Annotated in this window: 23 protein-coding genes and 1 pseudogene; all 24 read right to left on the bottom strand. The window is 50.2% G+C overall.

From position 1 onward, the window contains the following. Nucleotides 1-225 precede the first annotated feature (225 nt). A complete protein-coding gene (locus HMPREF0980_RS12580; protein WP_049729444.1) occupies nucleotides 226-1,551 on the bottom strand; it encodes a hypothetical protein in 1,326 nt (441 codons plus the stop codon). 92 nt (nucleotides 1,552-1,643) lie between these two features. Next, the gene (gene pta, locus HMPREF0980_RS12575; protein ID WP_049729443.1) at nucleotides 1,644-2,639 is read right to left on the bottom strand and encodes a phosphate acetyltransferase; all 996 of its coding nucleotides are present in this window, start codon (nucleotides 2,637-2,639) and stop codon (nucleotides 1,644-1,646) included. Between the two features lie 55 nt (nucleotides 2,640-2,694). Beyond that, on the bottom strand, nucleotides 2,695-2,991 hold the full coding sequence (locus tag HMPREF0980_RS12570; RefSeq protein ID WP_049729442.1) for a EutN/CcmL family microcompartment protein: 297 nt from the start codon (nucleotides 2,989-2,991) through the stop codon (nucleotides 2,695-2,697). 34 nt (nucleotides 2,992-3,025) lie between these two features. After that, nucleotides 3,026-3,292 carry a EutN/CcmL family microcompartment protein gene (locus tag HMPREF0980_RS12565; RefSeq protein WP_049729441.1) on the bottom strand — a complete coding sequence of 89 codons (267 nt, stop codon included), beginning with the start codon at nucleotides 3,290-3,292 and terminating at the stop codon, nucleotides 3,026-3,028. A gap of 28 nt (nucleotides 3,293-3,320) precedes the next feature. Continuing rightward, complete coding sequence (locus HMPREF0980_RS12560) at nucleotides 3,321-3,638, bottom strand: EutN/CcmL family microcompartment protein (protein ID WP_049729440.1); 318 nt, start codon at nucleotides 3,636-3,638, stop codon at nucleotides 3,321-3,323. Between the two features lie 138 nt (nucleotides 3,639-3,776). Continuing rightward, nucleotides 3,777-4,394, bottom strand: a pseudogene (gene deoC / locus HMPREF0980_RS12555) (deoxyribose-phosphate aldolase); the annotation flags it as partial. A gap of 120 nt (nucleotides 4,395-4,514) precedes the next feature. Continuing rightward, nucleotides 4,515-4,841: a BMC domain-containing protein gene (locus tag HMPREF0980_RS12550; protein ID WP_049729439.1), complete on the bottom strand. Its 327-nt coding sequence runs from the start codon at nucleotides 4,839-4,841 to the stop codon at nucleotides 4,515-4,517. Nucleotides 4,842-4,906: 65 nt separating this feature from the next. Further along, nucleotides 4,907-5,179: a BMC domain-containing protein gene (locus tag HMPREF0980_RS12545; RefSeq protein WP_049729438.1), complete on the bottom strand. Its 273-nt coding sequence runs from the start codon at nucleotides 5,177-5,179 to the stop codon at nucleotides 4,907-4,909. Between the two features lie 48 nt (nucleotides 5,180-5,227). Next, the gene (locus HMPREF0980_RS12540) at nucleotides 5,228-5,776 is read right to left on the bottom strand and encodes a BMC domain-containing protein (RefSeq protein ID WP_049729437.1); all 549 of its coding nucleotides are present in this window, start codon (nucleotides 5,774-5,776) and stop codon (nucleotides 5,228-5,230) included. A gap of 10 nt (nucleotides 5,777-5,786) precedes the next feature. After that, nucleotides 5,787-7,112: a 4Fe-4S dicluster domain-containing protein gene (locus HMPREF0980_RS12535; RefSeq protein ID WP_049729436.1), complete on the bottom strand. Its 1,326-nt coding sequence runs from the start codon at nucleotides 7,110-7,112 to the stop codon at nucleotides 5,787-5,789. A gap of 11 nt (nucleotides 7,113-7,123) precedes the next feature. Then, entirely contained in the window at nucleotides 7,124-8,539 is a 1,416-nt protein-coding gene (locus HMPREF0980_RS12530; RefSeq protein ID WP_049729435.1) for an aldehyde dehydrogenase family protein, read from the bottom strand. Nucleotides 8,540-8,575: 36 nt separating this feature from the next. Further along, the gene (locus HMPREF0980_RS12525) at nucleotides 8,576-9,277 is read right to left on the bottom strand and encodes a hypothetical protein (RefSeq protein WP_049729434.1); all 702 of its coding nucleotides are present in this window, start codon (nucleotides 9,275-9,277) and stop codon (nucleotides 8,576-8,578) included. Beyond that, nucleotides 9,274-10,101, bottom strand: a complete 828-nt coding sequence (gene tpiA, locus HMPREF0980_RS12520; RefSeq protein WP_049729433.1) for a triose-phosphate isomerase — start codon at nucleotides 10,099-10,101, stop codon at nucleotides 9,274-9,276. Before tpiA ends, HMPREF0980_RS12525 begins: the two co-directional genes overlap by 4 nt. Before the next feature lie 25 nt (nucleotides 10,102-10,126). Further along, on the bottom strand, nucleotides 10,127-11,194 hold the full coding sequence (locus HMPREF0980_RS12515; RefSeq protein ID WP_049729432.1) for a galactitol-1-phosphate 5-dehydrogenase: 1,068 nt from the start codon (nucleotides 11,192-11,194) through the stop codon (nucleotides 10,127-10,129). A gap of 123 nt (nucleotides 11,195-11,317) precedes the next feature. Continuing rightward, nucleotides 11,318-12,361 carry an alcohol dehydrogenase catalytic domain-containing protein gene (locus HMPREF0980_RS12510; RefSeq protein ID WP_049729431.1) on the bottom strand — a complete coding sequence of 348 codons (1,044 nt, stop codon included), beginning with the start codon at nucleotides 12,359-12,361 and terminating at the stop codon, nucleotides 11,318-11,320. Further along, nucleotides 12,358-13,929: a xylulokinase gene (locus HMPREF0980_RS12505; protein ID WP_049729430.1), complete on the bottom strand. Its 1,572-nt coding sequence runs from the start codon at nucleotides 13,927-13,929 to the stop codon at nucleotides 12,358-12,360. Before HMPREF0980_RS12505 ends, HMPREF0980_RS12510 begins: the two co-directional genes overlap by 4 nt. A gap of 2 nt (nucleotides 13,930-13,931) precedes the next feature. Then, nucleotides 13,932-15,440, bottom strand: a complete 1,509-nt coding sequence (locus HMPREF0980_RS12500) for an FGGY-family carbohydrate kinase (protein ID WP_049729429.1) — start codon at nucleotides 15,438-15,440, stop codon at nucleotides 13,932-13,934. Between the two features lie 59 nt (nucleotides 15,441-15,499). Beyond that, the gene (locus HMPREF0980_RS12495; RefSeq protein WP_049729428.1) at nucleotides 15,500-15,985 is read right to left on the bottom strand and encodes an ureidoglycolate lyase; all 486 of its coding nucleotides are present in this window, start codon (nucleotides 15,983-15,985) and stop codon (nucleotides 15,500-15,502) included. Between the two features lie 19 nt (nucleotides 15,986-16,004). After that, on the bottom strand, nucleotides 16,005-17,084 hold the full coding sequence (locus tag HMPREF0980_RS12490; protein WP_049729427.1) for an alcohol dehydrogenase catalytic domain-containing protein: 1,080 nt from the start codon (nucleotides 17,082-17,084) through the stop codon (nucleotides 16,005-16,007). Nucleotides 17,085-17,120: 36 nt separating this feature from the next. Continuing rightward, the gene (locus HMPREF0980_RS12485; protein ID WP_049729426.1) at nucleotides 17,121-18,083 is read right to left on the bottom strand and encodes an ABC transporter permease; all 963 of its coding nucleotides are present in this window, start codon (nucleotides 18,081-18,083) and stop codon (nucleotides 17,121-17,123) included. Next, a complete protein-coding gene (locus HMPREF0980_RS12480) occupies nucleotides 18,073-19,581 on the bottom strand; it encodes a sugar ABC transporter ATP-binding protein (RefSeq protein WP_049729425.1) in 1,509 nt (502 codons plus the stop codon). The genes HMPREF0980_RS12485 and HMPREF0980_RS12480 overlap by 11 nt, the downstream gene beginning before the upstream one ends. 95 nt (nucleotides 19,582-19,676) lie before the next feature. After that, on the bottom strand, nucleotides 19,677-20,777 hold the full coding sequence (locus HMPREF0980_RS12475) for a substrate-binding domain-containing protein (RefSeq protein WP_049729424.1): 1,101 nt from the start codon (nucleotides 20,775-20,777) through the stop codon (nucleotides 19,677-19,679). A 252-nt stretch (nucleotides 20,778-21,029) separates the two neighbouring features. Beyond that, on the bottom strand, nucleotides 21,030-22,004 hold the full coding sequence (locus HMPREF0980_RS12470; RefSeq protein WP_049729423.1) for a sugar-binding transcriptional regulator: 975 nt from the start codon (nucleotides 22,002-22,004) through the stop codon (nucleotides 21,030-21,032). Nucleotides 22,005-22,128: 124 nt separating this feature from the next. After that, nucleotides 22,129-24,930: an OTU domain-containing protein gene (locus tag HMPREF0980_RS12465; RefSeq protein ID WP_049729422.1), complete on the bottom strand. Its 2,802-nt coding sequence runs from the start codon at nucleotides 24,928-24,930 to the stop codon at nucleotides 22,129-22,131. Nucleotides 24,931-24,936 lie beyond the last annotated feature (6 nt).

Genomic DNA, 24,936 nt, shown 5'->3' with positions numbered 1-24,936 from the left:
TTTATTCAAAAGAACATAGCATGTGTCTTAGCACATTTTCCATCTGCGGTGTGTCACTACAGCGACATAATACCTTAACGCCACTGTACGTATTCCTGCTGAGGAAGAAATGGTTGGCGGTACCAGAGATGCCGCTGTCTAACGTCGCTGTCCCGAGAGAGTGGAACACTTCTCCAGTTCCGGCAATCTCTTCGAGGAGCTCCCGCCGGGCGCCTTCTTCCGGCTTTAGAGATCCCCTTGGGAATTCCAGCATGGTCTTCTGATTTTGTTTATTTGGAAAGCCTTTTCCGCCTCTTGAAGTATCGTATCTTCCTTCTCATTCGTCAGCTTGTGTGCCTCACGCGATGCATCGATGAGTCCGATGTTATATTCTTTCTCCAGCGGATGGGATATCTTCTGGCTGATGAGAGAGATTCCGCCCGTAATGACGGTATCCGCCAGCGGTGCAAGCAGTACGTGGGAAGAAGAGACGAAGTTAAGCCCAAAGCTGATAATCCCCTTTGCCGCGTTCTCGACTTTCGAGCGGATAGAAAGCTTATGCCCCTTCTCCTTCAGACTGGTATAATCCCGAGAAATCATCGCGGCTGCCAGCTTATTGCTCTCCTGGCAGTAGTTGTAAAAATACTGCTTCATCTCGTCCGGGTCATTCTTCTTTAATGCATTCAGGTATCTGGCAAAACTGTCAATCTCTTTGATTGCCAGTATCTCGCCGGCGCCGAGCTGCTCCAGCACCGCTGTATAGAACATCAGCGGATGGTCGCACGATATAGTATTCTCGTTTATCAGATCTTCTGACTGGTAACAAATCTCGTGCAGAAGCTGTGCTTCGATATCTGTATCATCTGCAAGGTGGAAAAACACCTTCTCCGGTCTGAGCAGTTCACTGGAGAGCAGACGCTCCGGATATGCGGAGGCCACATTGAGAGAATTAGGAATATTGAAGCTGTATATGATATCTGTATACTTCTTTATCACCTGTCTCGCCGGATCCGCCGGGGCGTATTGCTTCTCAAGATAATGATAGACAGACTGCCTTGTCAGCGAACGACGTGCCTTCATTGCATCCAGCTCATTTGCAAATTTCTTCGCCTCTTCATCGGATATAGGAAGCATATCCATAGAAGCGTAGATTTTATCACCAAAGTTCTGCGATATCTTCTCTTTATCCCACTGAATCGTCTTCTTAAAATCATAGAGATCCAGAATACGTTTCAATGTATCCGCCTCAAGACCATCATTCAGCGTATCGCTCTGCTTGAAATGATGCAGCAGATCGTTCATTTCTGATATATCCGAACGCGCGGTCAATACGATCAGCCCTTTTTCCAGCAGCTCCCGGCCTTCTTCCAGAAGGAACCTGTGCAGATGGGCGTTGTTGAGAAGAAAGGAATCTGCAATCAGAACCCTCCGGTAAATCAGCAGATAGAATTTCAAAATGGTAGTAAATTGTCCGTAGGTCATATGGCCTGTAAAGACATCATCTGCAAAGATGAAGTAGGCATCCCTTACATCAGGTCTGCGCTTTGGCCATCCTGTCAGCCTGTTACGCATGGCTTCCTCCCGTCTTATCTTTCGTCTGTACCTCTATTATAGAATGTTTCAAGTATATGTGCAAGACTGCCTGCGTCTTCCGTATCTTCCATTCAGATGGGGACATCCGCCTGCAGGCACGTAATCGCGGCAACCCCTACGATATCCTGGACGCTGCAGCCTCTGGACAGGTCATTGACGGGCCGCTTCAGCCCCTGCGTAACCGGCCCGTACGCTTCTGCCTTGGCGAGCCGCTGCACGAGCTTATAGCCGATATTGCCGCTGTTCAGGTCCGGGAATATGAGCACGTTCGCCTTGCCCGCCACACGGCTGCCTCTGCACTTCATCTCTGCTACGCTCTCGTCGATTGCGGCGTCAAGCTGCAGCTCTCCGTCAATCTTAAGATTCGGATACCGCTTCTTCACCCGATCTATCGCTGCGATGACCGGCGCAAGCCTTAAGTTCCCGGCGCTCCCCTTTGTCGAATAAGAGAGCAGCGCCACGACAGGCTCTTCTCCCGTCATCTGTTCAAAGCTTCTCGCAGAAGCCACCGCTATATCAGCCAGCTGTTCCTCGGTCGGATATTCTACAAGCCCGGAATCCGCAAACAGGAATACCCCGCCGCTCCCATATGTACAGTCAGGAACCACCATGAGGAAGTAGGCGGATACTGTCTTGATGCCCGGTGCGGTTTTCACGATCTGCAGCGCAGGGCGCAGCGTGTCCCCGGTGGAGTGGCATGCTCCTGCCACCATGCCGTCCACGCAGCCATCCTCAACGAGCATCGCGCCATAGTATAACGGATTTTCCAACAGCTTCGCAGCCTGCACTGTGGACAGGCCTTTTCCCTTGCGAAGGTCATAGAGCCTACGCACATAGTCTTCATATTTTCCATCGTGTCTGTAGTCCAGTATCCTTATGCCGGCAGCCTCTATCCTGTCCTGTCCCGGCAGCGGGTTCGTCCCGTCTGACAGCAGTACGACTTTTGCCAGATGTTGCTTCGCTATCTCGACCGCCGCCTGTGCAACTCTAACATCATAGCTCTCCGGCAGGACAAGCGTACAATGTTTCTCAGCTGCTCTCTTTTTAATCTGCTCTATCAATTCCATCTTATCGTTTCACCTCGTTTACGCACAGCAGGCAAGAGGAAGATCTGCCCCTTGCCTACTCATTTAAGTTCCCATACTTCGTCTCGATACTGTCTGCCACTGCAATTACACTTGCATCGATTGGCCCGTTATGGCCGCACCTCGCCGCCTGTCTGGCCGAACCGCCCTCCTGTATGACAAGCACGAGATCTCCGATACCGGAATCGGTATCCGCCCCATCAACGGCCACCGTCTCCGGCCCATATAGTTCTCCCGCCAGATTGGCAGCCCTTACGAGCAGCAGCTTCTGACCCTGATAATCTCCGTGTTTTTGCGTGGCTACGATATTACCGACTACTCTTGCTATCATCATGCCCCGGCCCTCCTGCCCTTAAGACGTGTGCAGCCTATCCTGTATACATGTCATCTACGATAGCCGTGATTCCTGCATCGCAGCACGCCTGGGGATTGGGAAGACCAAAGGCTCCTTCTTTGCTTTTTGCGTAGATGACGGTCTCGCCGATGCCACTTCCGACAGCATCCCCCGCCACAAGCGGGCTCCCTGTATTTTCGCCTCTGGAATCCACAGGCTGTATCACCATCAGCCGCACACCTTCCAATAACCTGTCTTTCTCTGTTGCCACAACCGTCCCGATAACCTTTGCGACCTGCATCTTCCTGCCCTCCCCTGTTCACACAATCTTATTCCCGGCCCCTATCATTGCTCTCATATTTTTCAAATATCTTCTTTCCATTGACATCTATATGATCCACCACAGCCATAATCGTAGCATCCACCGGCATATTTGTCGTTACTTCCGTCTGCCTGGCAGAGCTTCCAGATACGACGAGAACAACTTCCGACTCGCCCGCCCCTACCGCATCGACGGCTACAACGGGCCTTCCTTCCTCATGGAGCGTCAGCAGGCTGATCGGCTGCACGACCAGCAGCTTCAGGCCAATAAGCCTCTGCTCCTTACACGTGCACACTGCGCTTCCAACTATTTTTGCCGCATACAAGGCAACACCTTCTTTCAAACTGTTCTAGTACTTATCTGTCACTACGATATCCACTCTGCCTGACGGACACTTTTTCGTACAGTTTCCGCAGCCGACACAGGCATGTCCCGTTTCATCCTTCCCCTTTCCCGTTCCCTCGACGATGGAGATGCCATTGCTCGTCCCGATACGGGTCGCCCCCGCTTCTATCATCGCCTTTGCAGTCTTATAGTCTTTCACTCCGCCGGATGCCTTTACGCCCATATCTTCACCTACCGTCTGACGCATGAGCTTTACATCGGAAACCGTAGCTCCTCCCGTTGAGAATCCCGTGGATGTCTTTACAAAGTCCGCACCTGCCATTTTCGCGATGGCACAGACTTTCACCTTTTCTTCATCTGTCAGCAGGCAGGCTTCGATGATTACCTTCACCAGCGCTTTGCCGCGCGCTGCAAGGGCCACATTCTCGATATCATTCTTGACTAATGTCCAGTCCTTCGATTTGACGGCGCCGATATTGATAACCATGTCTACCTCATCTGCGCCTTTCTTGATGCTGTCGATTGTCTCCTGCACTTTCGCCTCTGTGCTGGCGGCTCCCAGAGGGAATCCGATGACGCAGCATGTTTTTACCCCTGAAGCGGACAATTGCTCTGCCACAAGAGGGACGTACGACGAATTTACACAGACGGATGCAAATTTATATTCTTTTGCCTCTTCGCATAACTTGATAACCTGCGCCTTCGTCGCGTCTGCCTTCAAAAGTGTATGATCTATATACTTTGCAAGGTCAGATCCTTCTTGTCCCTGTCCGGCACCGGCATTTACATCGGAAGTGACTTTGTTATAGACCTGGTCTGTAATTTCAGCTATTAATTTCTCAATATCCATATGTGCTTACACCTCTCGCTTCTCTATTTTTTTTACAGCTTCTTTCTCTTTCTTATCTTCTGGCTTGGGAAGGACGCCTTCCACGTCGGCATGCGGACTTGCAATGACGTGTACGGATACGAGCTCGCCCACCCGTTTTGCGGCAGATGCCCCGGCCTCTACAGATGCTTTTACCGCGCCTACATCTCCGCGTACCATGACCGTCACAAGACCGGAACCTATCGTCTCTTTTCCAATCAGATGTACATTCGCTGCCTTTACCATAGAATCAGCCGCTTCGATTGCCCCTATCAGTCCTTTTGTCTCCACCATTCCCAATGCTTCATTTCCCATTTCGTTACCTCCAAATACATATTATGCTATACTTTTCAAGCGCCGGTGTAAGCCGGCGCTTTCGATTACTGGGGAAGGATTCCCTCCACATCCGCGTGGGGCCTCGGAATCACATGTACCGATACGAGCTCTCCGACGCGCTTTGCCGCGGATGCGCCGGCTTCCACAGATGCCTTCACGGCGCCTACATCTCCACGCACCATGACGGTCACAAGGCCGGAACCTATCTTTTCTTTACCGATCAGATGTACATTTGCCGCTTTTACCATCGCGTCCGCCGCTTCAATCGATCCTACAAGTCCTTTTGTCTCTACCATTCCCAATGCTTCTTTTTCCATATGTCTCACCTCATATTATTCTTTATATGTCATTTAATAGTTACCTAATTACAGAAGTGACTGATACATGTCTTCGTGCAGGGATGGAATCACTTCGATATTTAATAGCATCCCTTCTGTACGCAGCTGTCTCCGGGCTGTCTCTGCAGCGGTTGTCACATCGCTGACGCTGCCGGTCACTATGACGAAAGCTTTGCCTCCGAGCCCTCTGCCAAGCCGTACTTCAATCAGGTCGATTGCCGCGCTTTTGACCGCATAGTCAGCCGCGAGTATGGCGCTTGCAAGGGAGAAGGTCTCAATCACCCCCACCGCTTCTTTCTGCTCTGGCGCCGTAGTCCTCATAATTGCAGGTATCACGTCGGAATCGATACTGGCGATTATGACGGAGTCTACTACTTTGTCCCGGCCTGCCCTTTTTCCTGCCTCTACCGCCGTTTCGACACTTGAAGTGTCTCCTGCCACGAGCAGCACATACTTTCCCGGACAGACAGGCTGGGCCATGACAAGCTTCACATCTGCTGCTTTTAACATCTCGTCCCCGGCAGCCACTCCTGATGCAATACTGTTTAATTCTACTGTTCCAATTGACAATCCCATGTTTACACTCCTATATCCTGCTGATCTCTATGTACTCTGCATTTACCGCCGTCACTGTTCCCTTTACGGATGCATGGATGTCTGCACCTAAGGAACCGTCTGCCATGCTGCCGATACACTGTCCGGCTTCCACCATGCCTCCTTCTTCCACCGCAGGCACGCATGGCGCCCCGATATGCTGCTTCAGAAGGATTCTCACCGTTCCAGGCGTCTCCAGGGCGTCTGCATAGCGGATATCTACATCGTACGGAGTCAATCCCATCCGCTGAATCAGCCTTTTGGAAGGAACTTTCGACTCATTCCGGAAGACGTTGACCATCCCTGGCTTTTGGCTGCTCTTTACCTTTTTCGCCAGTAGCTCCTGCCTCACCGCCGTTACGAACCGGCCGGGCGATAAGCCCATATTGCAGCCTACATAAGTGCACAGGCCGCAGTTGCAGCAGCCAAGGGCCGCCTGCCCGTCTGCCAGCGGTCCTGCGTTGTGAAGTGTCAGCGCCTGCATGATCTTGTGCGGCTGGACTCCAAGGCCCAGATTGCTCCTTGGGCAGATAAGCGTGCAATAATTGCACTGGCAGCAGGCTGCTTTCGCTATCATTAACTGATGGTCAAAGTCGTCTGTCTTCTTCTGCACGAGCACATGCTCTGACGGTAGGATAATGATACCGTTCGTCGTCTTCGTCACCACTTCCTGTTCAGGATGACTGGACACCCGCCCCATGAGAGGCCCGCCCAGAATCATGGCGTAATCATCCACAGTCGTTCCTCCCGCCAGCTTCAGAAGATATGAGATTGGTGTACCGATCGGCACCATCGCTGTCATCGGAGACTGCACTTCTCCTCCTACCGTCACCATCCTGCCTGTCACCGGCTGTTTTTCTACCGCCTGCGAGATATGGTACAAGGTCTGTGCATTGAGCACCACGCAGCCTGCTTTTATCGGGATATCGCCGACGGGGATGACTCTTCCTGTAACTTCATAGATGATCTGCTGCTCATCACCCGCCGGATAGTAGTTGTCCAGCAGATGCAGCGCTATCTTTTTCTTGCCTTGCATGGCCCGTTTTAACTTTTCAACTGCCGTTTGATTCTTCTGCTTTACTGCAATCACGGCTCTGGAAGCTCCTGTGATAAAGAGAACGCTCTCCAGTCCGCTCACAATCTCATCTGCATATTCTTCCATCAGATACTTGTCTGATTTGATGATTGGTTCGCATTCGGCACAATTGGCTATGACGGTATCCGGGCTGCAGTTCAGCTTCACATGTGCGGGAAAGCCTGCCCCTCCGGCCCCCACCACTCCAGCCTTCCTGATCTTATCTAACAACTGTTCTTTCATAGGCCACCTCTCTACACGATGCGGAAGGAGCCGTGAAGCGTACATCGTCTGGATCTTGTGAAATTTCTGGCAGAGGTCAGCCCCTCGCCTGTCGGCGTCGCAATGGTAAGCGTTGTATAGCCTTCCCCGTCTATCCCAAGTCCTGCGTAGGACGGAGCATTTTTCACGAAGATTGTCGTATCGGCTGCGCGCGCCATCTTCGTGAGATTACTTACATTCTCCGAATGCATCATGGCCGTATGGTGGCATCCGTTCTCGGCAATCACTGCCTTTTCTATCGCCTCCTCCACGGTCGCAACTCTTGTCACAGGAATGACCGGCATGAGCATTTCCGTCATGACGAGGGGATGCCCGAAGGGCACTTCTGCGATAATGATCTTCGCTTCCCTGTCCACGCAGATTCCTGCCTCTTTCAGTATGTACGTGGCATCTCTTCCTACATATTTCTTATTCGGTGCGTATGACCCGTCTTTTGCCGTAATCATTACTTTCCCGACGATAGCGGACAGCTCCTTTTCATCGGCCAGATAGGCGCCTTCCTTAACCATCTCCCGAATCAGTTCATCTGCCACGCACGATTCCACCAGTATTTCCTTCTCTGCAATACACAGGATACAGTTTTCATAGTGGGCGCCCTTGACGATATCCGCTGCCGCCCTCTTGATATCGGCCGTACCGTCTACGACGACAGGCGGGTTTCCGGGACCTGCCGCTATGCATTTCTTCCCTGTCTTCATCGCGGTCCGAACGACCGCTTCTCCTCCCGTCACTACGAGAAGTTTGACGAGCGGATGGGACATGATGACGGAACTTGTGTCCAGAGTCGGTTCTTCTGGAGCGCACAAGAGGTTATCCGGCCCGCCTGCGCCTACGATTGCCTCGTTCATTAGCTTTATTGTCAGAAGGGACGCCTTTTTCGCTCCAGGATGCGGATTAAATACGACAGCATTGCCCCCCGCAATCATGCCGATTCCGTTATTGATTACGGTTGCCGTAGGATTCGTTGACGGCGTGATTGCGCCAATCACCCCATATGGGGCCATCTCCGTCAGCATCAGTCCGGCGTCGCCGCTTACGGCCATCGTGTTGAGATCTTCTATCCCCGGCGTCTTATCTGCCGCCAGAACATTCTTGGCCACCTTGTCCTCCACATGCCCATATCCTGTCTCATCATGTGCGGTTTCCGCCAGCTTCCGCGCGTTCTCTCTTGCAGCGGCACGCATGGCTTCAATGAACGTTTCTCTCTCCTTAAGGGAATATTCCATCAGCCTTTTCTGCGCTTGAGACGCCGCCATGATTGCACATTCTGCATCTTGGAATATGCCATGCTCTCCTGCCGACATATGTGCCGGCGAAGGAGAATCTCCCTTTAATTCATTTTGCAGATCCAGGATGTACCGGGATATCTGCGAGGTTGATATTTCCATGCCTCTGACCTCCGTTCTTTTTGTATTGTGGGTTTTCTATGTTGTTGTAATATGTACGTTCCGTTCTTTTGCCCTCTCAAGCGCGAGCGGTGTCACGACGGCGCCTTCTTTGACGGTTAATTCCCGGTATCCTCTCTCATAATACATTTCGACCAGCTCTTCTGTGATAAGGCTGTCCGTCTCTGACGCTTCTGCCCCAGGGACTTCAAATCCCGGCACAAGCCCCGCAAAGGAGACTCCCATATCCCAGAGATCTGCCGCCAGATCTCTGATCCGTTTTGCAAACTTGCCATCCGGCAGCTCTCCGGGATCATACGGAAGACGTACTTTCACAGTCTTGTTCGTCATCAGGAAGCAGAGGGCAGCCCTTACAAATATATCTTCCTCCCTTCCTTCCCTTAAGTTCCTCAGGAAGTCGATAGAAGGGGCGTATATCTCCAGTCTCTTATATCTCCCTGTTGCTCCGAACACCTTTTTTACATCTTCCTTCCTGCCCTTATACAGAACTCCTGCCGTACCGGATGTGCATAACACAGGGCATTCTTCCTCCAGAAAAAATACCACGTTTTTTAATTCATCATATAACTCATACTCTGCAATCAGTTCCTCCGGCGCGATTGGATAACCTGGAATCATGAACAATATCTTGTCCGAATCTTCTGCTATATCTTTTTTCTTCACATAATACATGAGCACCCGGCGTATGACGGAACTGATTTCTTCCTTGCTGATCTTCATAGGCAACCGTCCAGACTCAACCGTTTGATTATATTTTTAAAGCTCTCCGCCTTCAGGCTCGCCCCGCCTGCCAGAAAGCCATCTACAAAGGGAACAGAGGCAATCTCCTTCACATTACTTTCATTGACGCTTCCGCCGTACAAGATCTGGAACCTGCCTCCGGCATTATTGCATTCGGATGCGAGGACGTCATGAATATACCGGTGGGTTTCCCCAATCTCTTTTATCGTCGGGATGACGCCCGTTCCGATGGCCCAGACCGGCTCGTATGCGATGATGCACTGCGCGAGCCTCTCTTTGCATACTTTCGCAGCCTCTTCTATCTGCCCCTTCAATACTTCTTTATAAGCGCCGCTTCTGCGCTCTTCTAACGTCTCGCCGATGCAGATGACCGGAACAATCTCGTACTCCAGCGCCTTAGACGCCTTCCTTGCCACAACGTCTGAAGTCTCTCCATAATATGCTCTTCGCTCCGAATGTCCCGCCAGGGTGTAAGAGCAGCCGCAGTCGGCCAGCATCGCGGCGCTTATCTCTCCCGTATATGCGCCCTTGTCCTGTTCCGCAACATCCTGAGCTCCATAGGCTACCGCCTCATACCGGAGCATCTCCTGAGCGTACGGCAAGTAAGGAAACGGGGGAAATATGATTATGTGCAGATATTCCGGCACATCCGTATCGCATATCTCTTTCAGAAACGCTTTTATCTCTTTTGCACTCATATTCATCTTCCAGTTTGCCGCGACAATATATTCTTTCTTCCCTTCCGGCTCCAGCCTCCGTTCCATATGCGTACGGACCAGTTGTGCAATCTCTCTTCTCTCCACCTTGTCTTCCTCTCTTCAGTTTATGTCACTGCATTTCAGGTGCAAACAGCACTTTTGTAAAGACTTCCGTCCGGTTGTACATCATATCAAACACTTCCTTGCAGTCTTCCAGGCGGACCTTATGTGTTATCAGTGGTTCTACATTTATCTTACCGAGATTCATATATTCGAGGGCACTCATCCACTCATTGATCGGAAGCGGATTGATGGATGAATTCCAGCTTCCATGTATCGTAAGCTCTCCTCTCAATATGGCAGCTATCGTGCTGTTCGGATATGTGACGTCATCATACGTAATGCCTCCATATACGACTTCGCCATTCTTTTTACACGACGCGACCGCCTGGACATGTGTGAACCTGCTGCCGGCAAACTCAATCGCGATGTCTACGCCTTCACCACCGGTCATCTCCTTGATTGCTTTCACCGCGTCTGTATCTTTTCCGTTTATTCCATATGTAGCCCCGAGCCGCTTGGCCAGCTCCAGCTTTTCATCCGCCACGTCTACGGCGAATACCTTCGTGCACCCCAGTTCTTTCAGCCACTGTACGGTGATATATCCGATAGCCCCAAGACCAAATACAGCGGCACTTTTTCCGGCCTCCATCTTCACCTTTCGCACGGCGTGAAGGCCTACGGATACCGGGTCTGTCATCGCCCCCATGTCATAGCTGACATTCTGTGGAAGCTTCAGGCAGTTCCCGGATTCGACCACGATATATTCTGCCATCGCGCCGTCTCGTCTGGAGCCGTAATAATCATATGTATCGCACAAATGTGACTGACCCACCTTACAATACTGGCACGTCCCACATGGAAGCAGCGGCATGACCGATACCCTGTCGCCGGCCTTTAAGCCGGCCCGAGCCTTTGTCCCGCACTCCACGACCTGTCCGGCAAATTCATGTCCGATCGTGGTCGGGAAGTGATACGTCCCCTTTACCATCACACGTGGTATATCGGAACCGCACACTCCGCAGCTCTTCACTTTAATGAGTACCTGCGTGTCCTTTTCAATCTCCGGAACATCCACTTCCACACATCGAATGTCTTTTGGCGCAAACAGGCGTACCGCTCTCATTTTCTGTGGCATATCTTATCCCTCCTTAATGAACATTCGTTCATTACTTAGTATATTTTGTTCCTCATTTCGATAGTATCACCGCTTCCGCCAAATGTCAATAACAAATTCTACTAGCTATGTAACATATGTTACTTATGGTTTTACGAGGACTTTCAGTGCATTATTGTCTCTGATGGAGACAAACCCGTTCTGGATGTCTTCCAGCTTACATACTTCCGAGACATATTTCTCCAGGTCAAGCCTGCCTTCTTCCACATATGCCAGAATCTGCCGCATCATTGCCGGAGTCGTCGCATGGACACCGTGGACGGACAGCTCCTTATAGTGGATCAGGTTGCTGTCGATATATCCTTTCCCGTCACCTGCCAGTCCTCCGAACAGGCTGATTCTCCCCATCTTGGAGGCAATCACCTGCGCCTCCGTATGGACAGACGGCACCGAGAGTGCAGTGATAACGACATTGGCGCCACGTCCTCCGGTTATCCGCTCTACTTCTTTGACCGTATTCTGTTCCTTCGGATTGATCATGATAATGCCCGGTATCATTTTCTTTGCAATCTTCGCCCTCACTTCGGCGATTTCCACCATGATAATCTTCGTGGCACCTGCTAGTCTTGCCAGCTCTGCATGGATGCATCCGATATACCCGGAGCCGTATATGACGACAGTATCCTCCGGCTGTATATTCAGATATTGCTGCGCGTTCCTTGCACATGCCGTTGGCTCTGCCAATACTGCCGACATGTCAGGGACGTTATCCGGCACTTTGATTACATTGCCCATCTTGATTGCCTGCTTCGGAACTTCCATCTTCTCCGCAAATGCACCTTCATATTGGAAACCGACCGTTTCCAGATGGTCACACATGTTCGTATGTCCTGTCTGGCACGGCCAGCATTGCCCGCAGCCGACAGCCGGCGCCACCGTCACCCGGTCTCCTTCCATGAGCCCATACGCCTTTGCATATGCTCCCGCATGAGTAAGCACTCCCACAGATTCATGTCCCAGGATACGGGGAGGAGTAATCTTTTCATTTCCTTTCATAAATGTCCGGAAATCCGTTCCACAGATAGACGCATATTTGATCTGTATAATCGCGTTGTTTTCCGTCGCAATCGGTTCCGGCATGTCCTGCACCTTCATATTTCTACTTTCATCCATCACATAAGCCTTCATCTTAATCCACCACCTTCCTGTTCCGCCGCATGTGCAATATCCTGCAGGTGTTTATAAAACTCATGCAGTTCAACTGTGTATCTGTCATACAGATCCATATATTTCCTGTATGTTCTGCCCATCTTCGCATCGGGTTCATATTTCTTGACTACTGTGACATGCTCTCTTGCCGCCTGCTTCAGCTCTCCGAAGATGCCGACCGCGTTTCCTGCAAGAAGCGCAGCTCCCCACATCGCCACATCCTCCCGGTTGAGCGCAGCGTAAGTTTTGCCTTGTACATCCGCGCACATCCGGCTCCATACCGGAGATTTGGCGCCTCCCCCGATGATCTTGACGCTGTCCATGGCATACTCCGGGTACAGCCTTTCGATACTTCTCACAGAAAGTGAAAAATCATAGGTAAAGCTTTCCAGCAGCGCTTTATAGAAATGTTCCCGGGAATGGCTCCAGTCAAACCCCATCCACATCCCCCTGAGCGCCCCGTCGAGCGGCATAGAGCTGCCGCCTAGCAGACCAACTGCCATGACGCCGTCACAGCCCGGCTTAATGCCGGACATCATTTGCTCCATCTGTGCGAACATCTCTTTCGTCGTTATGCCCTCATGCTTTACAAAGGTATTCATGAACCAGTCCAGCGTAATCCCCGAACCGGCGACAAAATGGGTGGCAAAGAAGTCCCCCGGTATAGCAGAGGGGATGACGTCCAGCCGCCTTGCCTCCATATCCGGACGGTATTCCTCCACGCAGCAGCTCACCTCTCCATAGGAAGAGGCTTCAAATATCATGTCCCCGTAATCGACGATTCCCGCACCAAGGCATCCAGCCGCCTTGTCACCTGCCCCTGACACGAGTGGAATTCCTGCCTTCAGTCCGGTCAGAGCCGCCATTTGCTTATTCAGGCGCGCACAGACATGGTTTGAATTCACTATCTCAGGCAGGTACTTCTGGTCCAGACCGACCGCGTCACATATCTCATCGGACCATCTGTCATTCCGGACATCTGCCAGGCCTGTCCACTGTGTAAAGGACCGGTCGATTACCGCTTCTTCTGCCGGGATATCTCCGAGCTTCCCTATCACATATCCGCTGATCATCAGATATTTGGCAATCTTCTTGCTTTCCTCCGGATATTCGGTCCGGAACCATTCGTACTTGGGTGCCATCTGCGGGAAGTTCGTGCCGCCGATACATAAGAACTTGTCTTTCAGCTCCTTCATCTGCCGCTCTGCATACGGCATATATCTGCTGTCCAGAGAGCAGGACCAGGTGGTGATGTCATTCCAGTCTCTGTCTACGCCCATGAACCCCGACATCTGGCCGGTAAATGCAATCGCTTCCACCTTCCCGCTCCTGTCACCGAGCGTCGCGGCAGCTTTCTTCATACACTCCACGACAGACCCAAGCAGCTCTTCTCCCTTTTGGATAAAGATGCCGGGGGCCGGCCGGTAGTCTTTTACCGGCTCCGTCTCTACTGTTACACAACTGCTCCCGGCATCGTATACGCCGACCTTGATAAAGCTTGTTCCCAAATCAATAGCCATCAACAATGTATCCTTCATTCCAGACATCGTCACACCTCATCTCTCATCATTTTTTTCAAGTTCTCATACAGCTTCAGATATGTATCAAACACTGTCTTGTACTTCTCATTTGCCGACATATCCGGCTCTATCACCTCGCTTGTGGTGACCATGGCATCAGCCGCCTCTTCAAATGTCTTATAGTACCTCCCCTGTGCCGCGGCGACGACACAGCAGCCGAGCACTCCTGCCTGGCTTTCTCTGTTCACCACGATTGGCCTGCCTGTGACATCTGCGATAATCTGCAGCCATGACCTGTCTTTTGTCACGCCGCCGCAGGCGACGATCTTATCGATTCTGCATCCCTGCTCCTCAAAATTTTCTACGATGTTGCGCGTACCAAATGCAACCGACTCCAGCACCGCCCGGTAAATGTGCTTCCACGTATGCTTCATGGTGAGCCCATATATGACGCCTTTGGCAAACGAATCTTTATAAGGGGTCCGGTTCCCCTGGAAGAAATCCAGTACGACGACACCCTCGGCTCCGATGTCCGTATCCTTCACGCTCTCCATCAGCCTGGCATACACGTTGTCCTTGCTGCCTTCTATGTGGAAGTTCTTCCGGAACCAGTTCACCAGGCCCGCAGCAGATATCTGCCCGCCCTCCAGCAGCCAGCTTCCGTCTATGATTGCGCTGTCATATGGCCCCCATATCCCTTTCACATCAATTCGTTCCGGGGTGAGGCACAGGTGGACAAAGCTTGTCCCCATCGTCACAGCCAGTTTGCTGGCAGTGATTGCATTCGTACCGAACATTGCCATATGCGCGTCTATACATCCCTGCACAATCTTCATATTCGGATTGATACCATACTTTTTGGCAAAGTCCTCTGATATGGTACCTACTTCTTTCCCTATCTTTATGACTTTCGTTATCAGCTTTTCCTCGTAGTCTTCCAGCCCTATTTTTGTAAAATAATCTTGGCTGAACCCGCCTTCCGACAATACATAATTCCATTTACACGTTGCATTGCAGATGGACGCGGCCATGCAGCCGGTCAGTTTGAAATTGATCCAGTCCAGCTGTTCAATAATCTTATGGCTCCTGTCATAGACCTCTCTATCGTAGCGTTTGATCCACACAACTTTTGGTATGAGCCACTCGGGTGACACTTCATACCCGCAATGCTTTAATCTATCGTGCTTTGTCGCGTTGATTTCTTCCGCTACCCCTCTGCTTCTGACATCCATCCACATCATAGCATTCGTAATCGGAACCCCTCTATCATCGACAGGTACCGCTGTCGATGAAGTCGCACACACCGTACCTGCCACGATAGCCTGCTTCTGTTCATCCGTCAGGTCAGCGCAGCATCTGCCGAATGTCTCCTCTATACTCTTCCACCACATCATCGGGTCTTGTTCCGCCCACCCCGGACGCGGGTACTCCGTCTCCCACTTCGTCTCATGGATGGTGACGATCTTGCCCGTTTCATCTGCAATTCCTATCCGTACGCCTTGTGTACCTGTGTCGATACCGGCAAACAAATTCCCCATATATGCCTCCTGTCATAAATATGGAAGGAGCAGAGACTGCCACTCCGCTCCTTCCCCTGTTACACCTCAATGAAAAGTTCTTTTTCAGACATATCTACAGAGGATAAATCATTGTGATATGCTCTCTCTGGCAGCACGACCAATACGTTAACTTCTGTTTTATGCATCGGAAGCGGCATGGAATGCCATACCCCCGGATTCAGATGAACCATCGAATACCGGGGAACGATAAATGCCTCCAGATCCTCCTGGCATGGCTCTGCTTCCGAGCCGGCCCTCGCCAGGCACAGTACCATATCATCATCCATAGGCATCATGACTTCCGCAGTATAATTGTGATGCTCCATCGCCAGTATCTGGAACTTGTCATCTCTGGCCACCGAAAGCGTGGACAGTCCCATGTTTGGAGACACCGCGCAGTATCTGACGCAATCCCTGTAAAAGATAAACAAGCCATTCCCAAAGCCAGCCGCTTCTTTGTCCAGCATGTTATGTACCTGTCCGTATTCAGAAAAGTTTTCCTTTGATATTTCTTTTGCTTTCATCTTCCTGCCCATCCTCTCTTCATGGCTTAATAATGACTTTTAACGAACCTTCTCCTTTTGCGTTCTGTTCAAATGCGTCCTGCCACCGATCAAGGCCAAATGTATGCGTCACGACGCCATCCGTATCAATCGTATTGTCCGCAATCCAGTCTGTCACAACGTCGAAACAGTATGGGCCCAGATGAGAGCCCAGGATATCCAGCTCTTTGCCGTCGCCTATGACCGACCAGTCTACCGACACCTTCTGCCCGAATACGCTGAATTCGATAAACCGTCCGAGCTTTCTGATAGAATCCAGCCCTTGCTGTACACTTGAAGGGTGGCCCGTCGCTTCTATATAGATGTCGCAACCATAGCCCTTCGTCAGAGACTTTATCTCCTCCTCTATATTACATTTCGCCGGATTCAGCACAATGTCAGCCCCAAACCGCTTTGCTATCTCAAGCCGGTCATCCATCATGTCTACCGCCACCAATGTCTTTGGATTTCTCAGACGGGCGTAATTGACCATCGCAAGCCCAAGCGTCCCGACACCTGACAGCACGACGACATCCGTATTGGATATGTCTGCCCTGTCGACCGCGTGCTTCGCACAGCTGTATGGCTCAATCAGCACTGCCTTTTCAAGTTCCAGGCCTTTTGGAATCTGGTAGATTCTCGTCTTTGCAGGCAGTACCATATACTCGGCCATGGCTCCGTTGACATGTTCCCGGAATCCGAAAATGTCTGCTTTATCGCACATCCAGTATTTCCCCGTCTGACAGAACATGCACTCCCCGCACGGTACAATCTGTTCTCCCGTTACTCTGTCCCCGACATTTACATCCCCTTCATATCCTTCGCTTACTTCCACTACCTCACCGACAAATTCATGCCCTGGTATGAATGGGGTCTTCACCCACGGTTCTGAAGTACCATCTCCCCAGTATCCTTCTGCGCCATGCCAGTTTTTGATATCGCTTGCACACACACCGCATGCCTCTATTTTTATGAGAACCTCTCCGCGTTTTAATTCAGGAACAGGATAATTTTCCTCCAGCACATATTTTCCTTTTTCGTATACCACTAACGCCTTCATTGTCTTTACTGTTTTTGCCATATCGGCACCTCCGTCAAACCGCTGTTTATTTACCTGTCAAATGGTTTCTGATTTGTTTGCTGTAAATTCCTGCAGCAGAACTGATGCTATAATGATTGCCCCTTTGATGATATCCTGGGGGTAGGCCGGCACTGCCAGCAGGTTCATGATATTGCTGATGAAGGCAAGCACGAACACACCGACGACCGTCTTAAGGACCGAGCCCCGCCCTCCGCTTAAGCTCGCGCCCCCGATAACACAGGCTGCAATGGCATCCAGTTCCAGCCCCTGTCCGATGATCGGGGTCCCGATAGCGGTTCTGGAGGATGCGATAATTCCTGCCATACCGGAACAGACACCCGATATCGCATAGACCGCCAGCTTGTACCACCTTGTCCGGATACCCGCCAGCCGTACTGCCATCTCGTTGCTGCCGATTGCGATTACGATCCGGCCGAACGAAGTGTATTTCAATACTATCCAGAACAGTACGACAAAAAGTAACGCGATGATGGCAAGCCACGGCACCGCTCCCGCAAAATTGGCGACACCAAGACGGCCAATCGTATTCTGCGGCGTCTGTACCGGCTGTCCGTTAGAAATGACATACGCGACGCCCCTGGCTATTGTCATCATGGCAAGCGACGCTACGAACGAGGCCATATTCGTAATCGCCACGAAGAATCCGGTCAGCAACCCGCAGGCCAGTCCACAAAGCAGTGGAAGGGCAATCGCCCCAAACATCCCCAGACCTTTCGTAGTGAGCGCATAGGCTACCATTACACTTCCAAGCGCAACGATGGAGCCGACCGACAGGTCAATGCCGCCTGTCAGGATGACAAAGAGCATCCCCATGCACACAATAGTTGTTCCGGAATATTGTCTCAACAGATTCGTTATATTCTGTAACGTAAAAAAATCAGGTGATATGACTGCACATATAATAAGTAATAGCAGCAGCATGATATATGTATTATTATTGATTAATATTTTTCCGATTTTATTTCCACTATTCTTCATGATCGTTTACTCCCATCGAATATCTTATTAGTCTGTCTTCGCCCAGTTCATCCTTTTGAAGTTCTCCTGCTATCGTACCCTGGCGCATGATCACCGCCCTGTCGCACATGCCGATAATCTCTGTCATCTCTGAGGAAACCATAATGATAGCCACACCCTGTTCTGCCAGATCGTTGATATTTTTATATATTTCAACTTTTGCACCTACATCGACACCTCTCGTAGGTTCATCTAATATAATACATCTGCAGTCCGCAACGAGCCATTTTGCCAACGCCACTTTCTGCTGATTGCCGCCTGACAGGCTGGCAGTAGCATCTTCGATAGAATGATACTTTGTCGCAAGCTGGCGCAGGACATCTGTCGTCACCGTCTTGTCCTTTTTCATATTGATCAGGCCTAGCAGATGGGTCACCTTTTTCAGCGAAGACATGGTCGTATTGACGCGGATGCTCTGGTGCAGCAGGACGCCCTGCTGTTTCCGGTCTTCCGGCAGCAGCCCGAGCCCATATTTTACAGCCTGCCTTGGGGACTTGAAGTTCACCTTATTGCCAAGGAACAGGACTTCCCCGGAGTCCCTCTTGTCGGCGCCGAATATGACCCGCATCGTCTCCGTCCTTCCCACACCTACCAGTCCGCTGAAGCCGAGCACTTCCCCCGCACGGACGGAAAAGGATACATCGCGCACCATCTTGCCCCTGTTCAGATTCCTGACTTCTAATACCACTTCTCCGATATCCGCATTTCTGGCCGGAAAGAGGGTGGACATGTCCCTGCCTACCATCAGGTTGACAAGCCGCCCTTTGTCAATGTCTTTCGCGTCTACCTGCTTCACGAACGTCCCGTCTTTCAGAACAGTGATCGTATCGCAGATGCGGAATATTTCTTCTAGTCTATGTGAGATATAGATGATGCTGACCCCGCTTTTCTTCAGCTTGTCAATCAGCAGAAAGAGCTTTTCAATCTCGGTAAATGTCAATACCGCGGTAGGTTCGTCCAGGACGAGTATCTTTGCATTCCTCGTCAGATTCTTGCATATTTCCACCACCTGCTGGTATGCCACAGATAACGTCTCCACCCTCTGTTTTGCGCTGATTTCTGAAAAGCCCAGCTCTGCCAGAATCTCCGTGGCCTTCTGATTCAGCTCTCTCCAGTTGATAAATTTATTCTTTGACGACAGCCTGTCGATGAATATATTTTCGGCAACCGTCAGATGAGGAGCGAGCATAAATTCCTGGTAGATTGTGGCCACGCCTAATTGCTTTGCATCTTTTGGAGAAGAAATCTTTACTTCTTCTCCATCTATGAATATAGCGCCATCATCTTTTTGAAAAGCTCCGGATAGAATTTTCATCAAAGTTGATTTTCCAGCGCCGTTTTCTCCTACTAACGCGTGTACCTCCCCCGGCCCGATCTGAAGCGACACATCATTTAATGCCAGAACCCCGCCAAATCTCTTAACGATGTTTTTCATTTCAACCCTGTAATTGTCCGCCATCCCTTCAACTCCTTATACATTTTATGCTATTTTTGTAAAGAGGATATTTCAAAAGAAATATCCTCTTTCAACTCATTCATTTTCAAATATCCCATTTAAAATGCTGCGTCTGCGTTGTAATACTCGCCCGCATTGTCGACGGTATAGCATAACGGCGGTGTGCGTGTCACTTCCTCATAATCATCGGCAGTCTTGCCATTTTCCAGCACATCTACGGCAATTTCCAGTGTCATTGCAGAAACGGTCGTCGGGCTGTTATCACCTGTCGCAAGATAATCTGTCCCGTCGGCAATCAGCTTCAGCGCTTCCTTCTGCCCGTCTGCCGCAGCGGCCAGCTTGATGCCGGACATACCTGCATTTTCAATAGCCGTCATCGCGCCCAAGAGCATATTGTCATTTTCACCGAGAACGAGGTTGATGTCCTTGTTGGCGACGAGCAGGTCTTCCATGGCCGGAAGCCCTTCATCCGCCGTCCAGTTTCCCCATCCCTGTCCGTTGATTGCAAAATCTGCTTCCTCATGATATGCCTTGCCCGTATCGATCAAGGTCTGCTCCATCTCTCTGGCCTGCTTCCATGCATCATCTTCAGAACAGCCCGTTCTCTGCTCTATGATTCCGCATATCAGACCGGTACGTCTCTCCTGTGAAACGACAGCCCCTTTGACACCTGACAGCAGAACAGAGATGATAGGTTCCTCTCCAAATGACTCGCCTACATATAAGCCGACAGCCCTTCCGTTCCTCTCATTGTCGGAACATACGATTGTCACACACTCTGCGGAAGAATCCGGTGCATTATCAACTGCGATGACCGGAATTCCGGCGTTAGCCGCATTTGAGATAGACTGGAGACATGCTTCGGAATCAATCGGATTGATAATAATCAGGTCATACCCCTGGCTTACGAACGTCTCCATATTTTCCATCTCTTTGTCAATATTTTCATCCGCATTCAAGCTGGCATATTCCCATCCAAGGGCCTCTACATCTTCTTTCAATGCCGCGTCCAGAGCAACAAAGTAAGGATTGTTCAAAGTTTTATTTGCGTAGCCTACCTTGAAGCTTTTCTTCGTCTCTTTGTCCGCGCCGCTGTCTTTACCGTCTCCTCCTTTGGAGCCCCCGGCGCACCCTGCCAGTGCCATCACCATCGCTGCCATAACGAGAATGCTGAGCAACTTTTTCATTTTTCCTTTCATTCTTCTTTCCTCCTAATCATTTGTTTTTCCGCATGCGTTTGATACTATTATTTCGTCAAAAGTAAACTTTAGTATCATTTGTTCATATATGAAACACTTTTGTAAACCAATACTATCATAGAAACAATTCATTGTCAACATCAACAAAACATTTTGTCGTGCTTAATATTTTTTGTGCATTTTATGTATAATAAAAGCCAGCGTACGATTATCCTAAACCGCACGCTGGCTTTTGCTTCTCATATTCATGTTTTATTCAAATATTTCAGGCTTTGCCTCCCTGATTGCATCTACCGTGTTTTCGTTTGTTACGAACACATTTACCACATTTCCCTTGAGAGCGCCCAATATGCTTTCAACCTTGCTCTCCCCGACAGCGACGCCAATCCTTGTGTCAATCCGTTTGATCTGCTCATAGGGGACCGCCACCGTCCTTACATCCAGATCCGGGTCGCATATATCGCCGTTGGAGTCAATCACGTGTGTACAGATATCACCGACGGCACCTCGCAGTCTCAGCTTGCTGATCTCATCCGGCCTTAAGTAGCCTGCACGGGCAAGGGCACACTGTTCCCCGAACTTCCCCATCGTAACGATGGCGATATTCACCCGCTGTGCATAGCGCAGCACGTCTGTCATCGTATGTTCCTTATCTATGGCTTCCTTTATCTTTTTATCATCGACAATGGCCGGGAAAGGCAGCACATATCCCGCACTGTTCAGCATGGCAGAAAAAGCTTTTGTTATCTCGGATACATAGACGTTTCTCTTGATATTGCTGACCCCGCCGCACATCTGGACGGCTATCATATCTTTCAGGTCATCCCGTTTCGGCAACGCTTTGGCACACTCGTATATGGTCTCTCCCCAGGAAAAACCGATGACATCTCCATTTTTCAAAATGCTGTTCATATATCTAGCCGCTGCTTCTCCCACTTGCTGCAAAGGATTTATATCCTCTACCTTGGGAACGACAATCACTTTATTCAGTCCATAATATACTCTCAGCTTCCGTTCCAGCCAGTTTTCAGACATGACAGGGTCCTCGATGTTGATTTTGACAATCCCTGCCTGTTTAGCCTCATGCAGCAGCTTGGAGATATACGGCCTGGACAGATTAATCTTTTTTGCGATTTCGTTCTGGCTCAGATCATGTTCATAATATAATCTTGCCACCTGTACAAGCAATTCCGTTCTTTGCATATCCTTGTTCCTGTTATTTCCCATCAAATTTTCCTGCCATTCTTTCATTCTATACGTATCACCACGTATACGGTATTTCAATTTCATATTAACAGCCACGCTATTTTTTGTCAATATTATCCGAACTTATGTTCTCGGTATGCTCTTGCTATAATGAAGCCGTCGTATACGAATTATAATGATTGCCTGTATACTGCAGGTGGATGACTTTCGATACCGGCCCTGCGGCATATGGATGAGGAGCCTCTATCTTGTATATATGTCCATGGACATCATAAATATAGATTTCGATACAGAGAAAATCCGCAGCCATGGCAGGACCCATATCGTCCACCCACCTGCCGGGAGTGGTAAGACTATTGATATACCGTTCACACTCTCCGTTCGTCAAAGGTCCAAAATGGGATACGGCGAGCCGGACATTCGTCCTCATGCCGTCTGCAATAGCATTCCGGATCTGCTGCTGTGATTCAGCCGTTGATTTTTTATCATTCATAGCTTCATAAACGGCATGGAAGAAGCAGTTGCCGTCCCCTTTCGTGTGATTGCACACCAGTCCTTCCGGCACATCTGCCCGCGTCTGTTCGGAAGAATGTGGTATGTGCTCTCCTTCCGTGTGTGAGACAGCAGGCACAAACCGGGCCGGTCTTTTTCCGATATCCGTGGGTATCTCCCCATTAAAAGAAGCTGTACTCCGAGATCTCTTCATTCCTGCTGTGACACGTTCTGACGCAGACGTCCGGCCGGAATAGCTCGTTGTCCTCATCAGGCTCCTGACAGCATTCTTATCCGGCAGAACTGCACCGTATACGTCCTCTTCCGTGTCAAACTTATACTTTCCCACATTTTGTATCATATTCCTGCGGACGCTTATGAGCATTTCCCTTGCGGACATATGCGACTGGGGCGGCACGATCGTGGCTATGATGTCTTGCACCGGCAACGTATCTGTGGAGGCCGCATCCAGTAATACATAGCAGTTCTTATCCTCCAGGTCATCGGGAATATAGAGTTCAAAGGCTGGTACGGTGGCATGTTCACAGGCAGAGGCAAGCTTCTCCACATACCTGTTATGATGGATCAGCACTTTGGACCCTTTGAAGAAATAGCGTTCCGACAATATATCCGCAAGAGGGCGGATTTTTCCGGATTCATGGCCGAAGCGGTCCATGATGGTACCATTTTCGGCCATTTTCATCAAAAACGGTATGAGGTCGGCCTTGCTGCTCCCTCCCATGATACGGCTCTGGTAAGTGGCGACATACTCTTTTAAATGACTCGTTGAATACGGGAGAATCCTTACACGTGTCAGATAAGACAGCTGCGGCTTCACTGCTTTCTGCAGCCTCTCATTATTCTCAGAATCAGACATGACAGACTGGAGGTACCGGTAACCGGCCCGGATGTAATTAAAATCCGGCTGCATCGGTCTGCCGTCTATTGTGAAATAAGCGGTAAGTCCCTTTTTAGCCCGCCCGGCTTCCTGTATTCCTGACGGTATACCTATCTCTGTAAACGACACCTCCCCATCGACAATGAGAGGCGCACAGCCCGATTTCAACTTAACAGGCATGATATTGTCCTGGTGCAGATCCTGCATACTGTATACCTTGGCCGCAAGCTGCAGCATCCCAAGATTGAAGAAGTAGCTGGCGGCCTGTACTGACGTCATGTCTGGCTGCTTTACAGCATACGCAGCAATATGGCTCTCATCATCGACAGGCAGTGTGGCAAAGCCCACCTGGCAAAATCGAATCTTCTCTAAAAACTCGTCCTCAGAATGTTCTTCTCGGAAAGCAGCAAAGTTTTCTTCTGTCAAAAGCCGATTCAGATAAGAAAGTATACTTGCAGGCCCGTGTCTGGCAGACTGGTCTCCTGCGGACATACGGTCCGAGGCCATATCATGTGGTTTGTACACTCCCACCGGTCTGGACGAAGGTCCATAGGTCTCTCTGTCATACAAGAAAACCGCATGCATGCCTGCCACATGTGGATCCGACCCTGTTGATTCTAGTAAAAAGCGTTCTCCGTAGGCTGCTGCCTGCTGTGTATTTGGTATCCGAGCTTTGGCAATATCAAGAATAAACTGGCTCATCATGCGAAGGCGGGGCAGGAATATATCCATATAACCTGCTATCTCTCCCTCTTTTGCAGACTTGCCCACAAAAAGAAGATGGCTTCCGGCACTTAGCTCTGCCGCTCCATTGATGAGCATATGGATTCCTTTCAGCGTACTGACAGGCAGGAGGCTGTCCAGACATTTCAAAAAGGCAGATCTTCGCTCAGCGGCTGCAGCTGCCTCTACGCCGACAGACAGATATTCTAATATCCGTGCTACGGACATAGGAGCATGAAATCTGGCGCTTGCATATCCGGCTTCTATCTGAAATGTCTCTGACGCAAGCGCATTGCCTCTTCGAACCACAGAATCCGGCTCCGTGCCAGAGTCTGTCGTCTCCGCAGCGAGCACTGCACGCTCCATGGCTTTCCACTCATCCAGAAGCCTTTTTCTGATACAAAAGCTATCATAAAAGCCGTCCCCTTCCTCCAGCAACACATTCTGCATCTCTTCCACCACCTGCATGAACAGCCTGCCGCGCACCTCGTTTCTGGCAGATCTCGGCTTATTTCTCTGCCAGATTGTAAGCTCCTGCATGATCAATTCCAGCATATTCTTTTTTTCCTTTGTGGAAGATGCATCATGGTACATTTCCAGATAGCGGTCCAGCCTGGTATAGTAGTCTCTGTTGCGTTTCCCCCTTTTGTCTTCGCCTCCCCGGTCTGTCATCTGCCGGAACTCCTCGAGAGACATCAGACGCCGCTGTATGACATTACTGTATGTCCATGGAAGGGGAGATTCCTGGACCAGCAGAAAGCCGGCACCTGTCTTCCGGTTTCCTGCCGTTGTCTGTCTCTTCTGCTTTCTTTCTGCCTGTTCATAGCTCCACATAACGCA

This window comes from Dorea sp. D27 (assembly GCF_001185345.1).
GTDB lineage: Bacteria > Bacillota > Clostridia > Lachnospirales > Lachnospiraceae > Extibacter.
This window is presented reverse-complemented; position numbering and strand designations above follow the sequence as displayed.

What these genes read in the sequence shown, in the direction of transcription:
- HMPREF0980_RS12580 (WP_049729444.1), bottom strand. Translation starts at nt 1,551, where the DNA reads ATGCGTAACAGGCTGACAGGATGGCCAAAGCGCAGACCTGATGTAAGG.
- pta (WP_049729443.1), bottom strand. Translation starts at nt 2,639, where the DNA reads ATGGAATTGATAGAGCAGATTAAAAAGAGAGCAGCTGAGAAACATTGT.
- HMPREF0980_RS12570 (WP_049729442.1), bottom strand. Translation starts at nt 2,991, where the DNA reads ATGATGATAGCAAGAGTAGTCGGTAATATCGTAGCCACGCAAAAACAC.
- HMPREF0980_RS12565 (WP_049729441.1), bottom strand. Translation starts at nt 3,292, where the DNA reads ATGCAGGTCGCAAAGGTTATCGGGACGGTTGTGGCAACAGAGAAAGAC.
- HMPREF0980_RS12550 (WP_049729439.1), bottom strand. Translation starts at nt 4,841, where the DNA reads ATGGGAAATGAAGCATTGGGAATGGTGGAGACAAAAGGACTGATAGGG.
- HMPREF0980_RS12545 (WP_049729438.1), bottom strand. Translation starts at nt 5,179, where the DNA reads ATGGAAAAAGAAGCATTGGGAATGGTAGAGACAAAAGGACTTGTAGGA.
- HMPREF0980_RS12540 (WP_049729437.1), bottom strand. Translation starts at nt 5,776, where the DNA reads ATGGGATTGTCAATTGGAACAGTAGAATTAAACAGTATTGCATCAGGA.
- HMPREF0980_RS12535 (WP_049729436.1), bottom strand. Translation starts at nt 7,112, where the DNA reads ATGAAAGAACAGTTGTTAGATAAGATCAGGAAGGCTGGAGTGGTGGGG.
- HMPREF0980_RS12530 (WP_049729435.1), bottom strand. Translation starts at nt 8,539, where the DNA reads ATGGAAATATCAACCTCGCAGATATCCCGGTACATCCTGGATCTGCAA.
- HMPREF0980_RS12525 (WP_049729434.1), bottom strand. Translation starts at nt 9,277, where the DNA reads ATGAAGATCAGCAAGGAAGAAATCAGTTCCGTCATACGCCGGGTGCTC.
- HMPREF0980_RS12515 (WP_049729432.1), bottom strand. Translation starts at nt 11,194, where the DNA reads ATGCCACAGAAAATGAGAGCGGTACGCCTGTTTGCGCCAAAAGACATT.
- HMPREF0980_RS12510 (WP_049729431.1), bottom strand. Translation starts at nt 12,361, where the DNA reads ATGAAGGCTTATGTGATGGATGAAAGTAGAAATATGAAGGTGCAGGAC.
- HMPREF0980_RS12505 (WP_049729430.1), bottom strand. Translation starts at nt 13,929, where the DNA reads ATGTCTGGAATGAAGGATACATTGTTGATGGCTATTGATTTGGGAACA.
- HMPREF0980_RS12500 (WP_049729429.1), bottom strand. Translation starts at nt 15,440, where the DNA reads ATGGGGAATTTGTTTGCCGGTATCGACACAGGTACACAAGGCGTACGG.
- HMPREF0980_RS12495 (WP_049729428.1), bottom strand. Translation starts at nt 15,985, where the DNA reads ATGAAAGCAAAAGAAATATCAAAGGAAAACTTTTCTGAATACGGACAG.
- HMPREF0980_RS12490 (WP_049729427.1), bottom strand. Translation starts at nt 17,084, where the DNA reads ATGGCAAAAACAGTAAAGACAATGAAGGCGTTAGTGGTATACGAAAAA.
- HMPREF0980_RS12485 (WP_049729426.1), bottom strand. Translation starts at nt 18,083, where the DNA reads ATGAAGAATAGTGGAAATAAAATCGGAAAAATATTAATCAATAATAAT.
- HMPREF0980_RS12480 (WP_049729425.1), bottom strand. Translation starts at nt 19,581, where the DNA reads ATGGCGGACAATTACAGGGTTGAAATGAAAAACATCGTTAAGAGATTT.
- HMPREF0980_RS12475 (WP_049729424.1), bottom strand. Translation starts at nt 20,777, where the DNA reads ATGAAAGGAAAAATGAAAAAGTTGCTCAGCATTCTCGTTATGGCAGCG.
- HMPREF0980_RS12470 (WP_049729423.1), bottom strand. Translation starts at nt 22,004, where the DNA reads ATGGGAAATAACAGGAACAAGGATATGCAAAGAACGGAATTGCTTGTA.
- HMPREF0980_RS12465 (WP_049729422.1), bottom strand. Translation starts at nt 24,930, where the DNA reads ATGTGGAGCTATGAACAGGCAGAAAGAAAGCAGAAGAGACAGACAACG.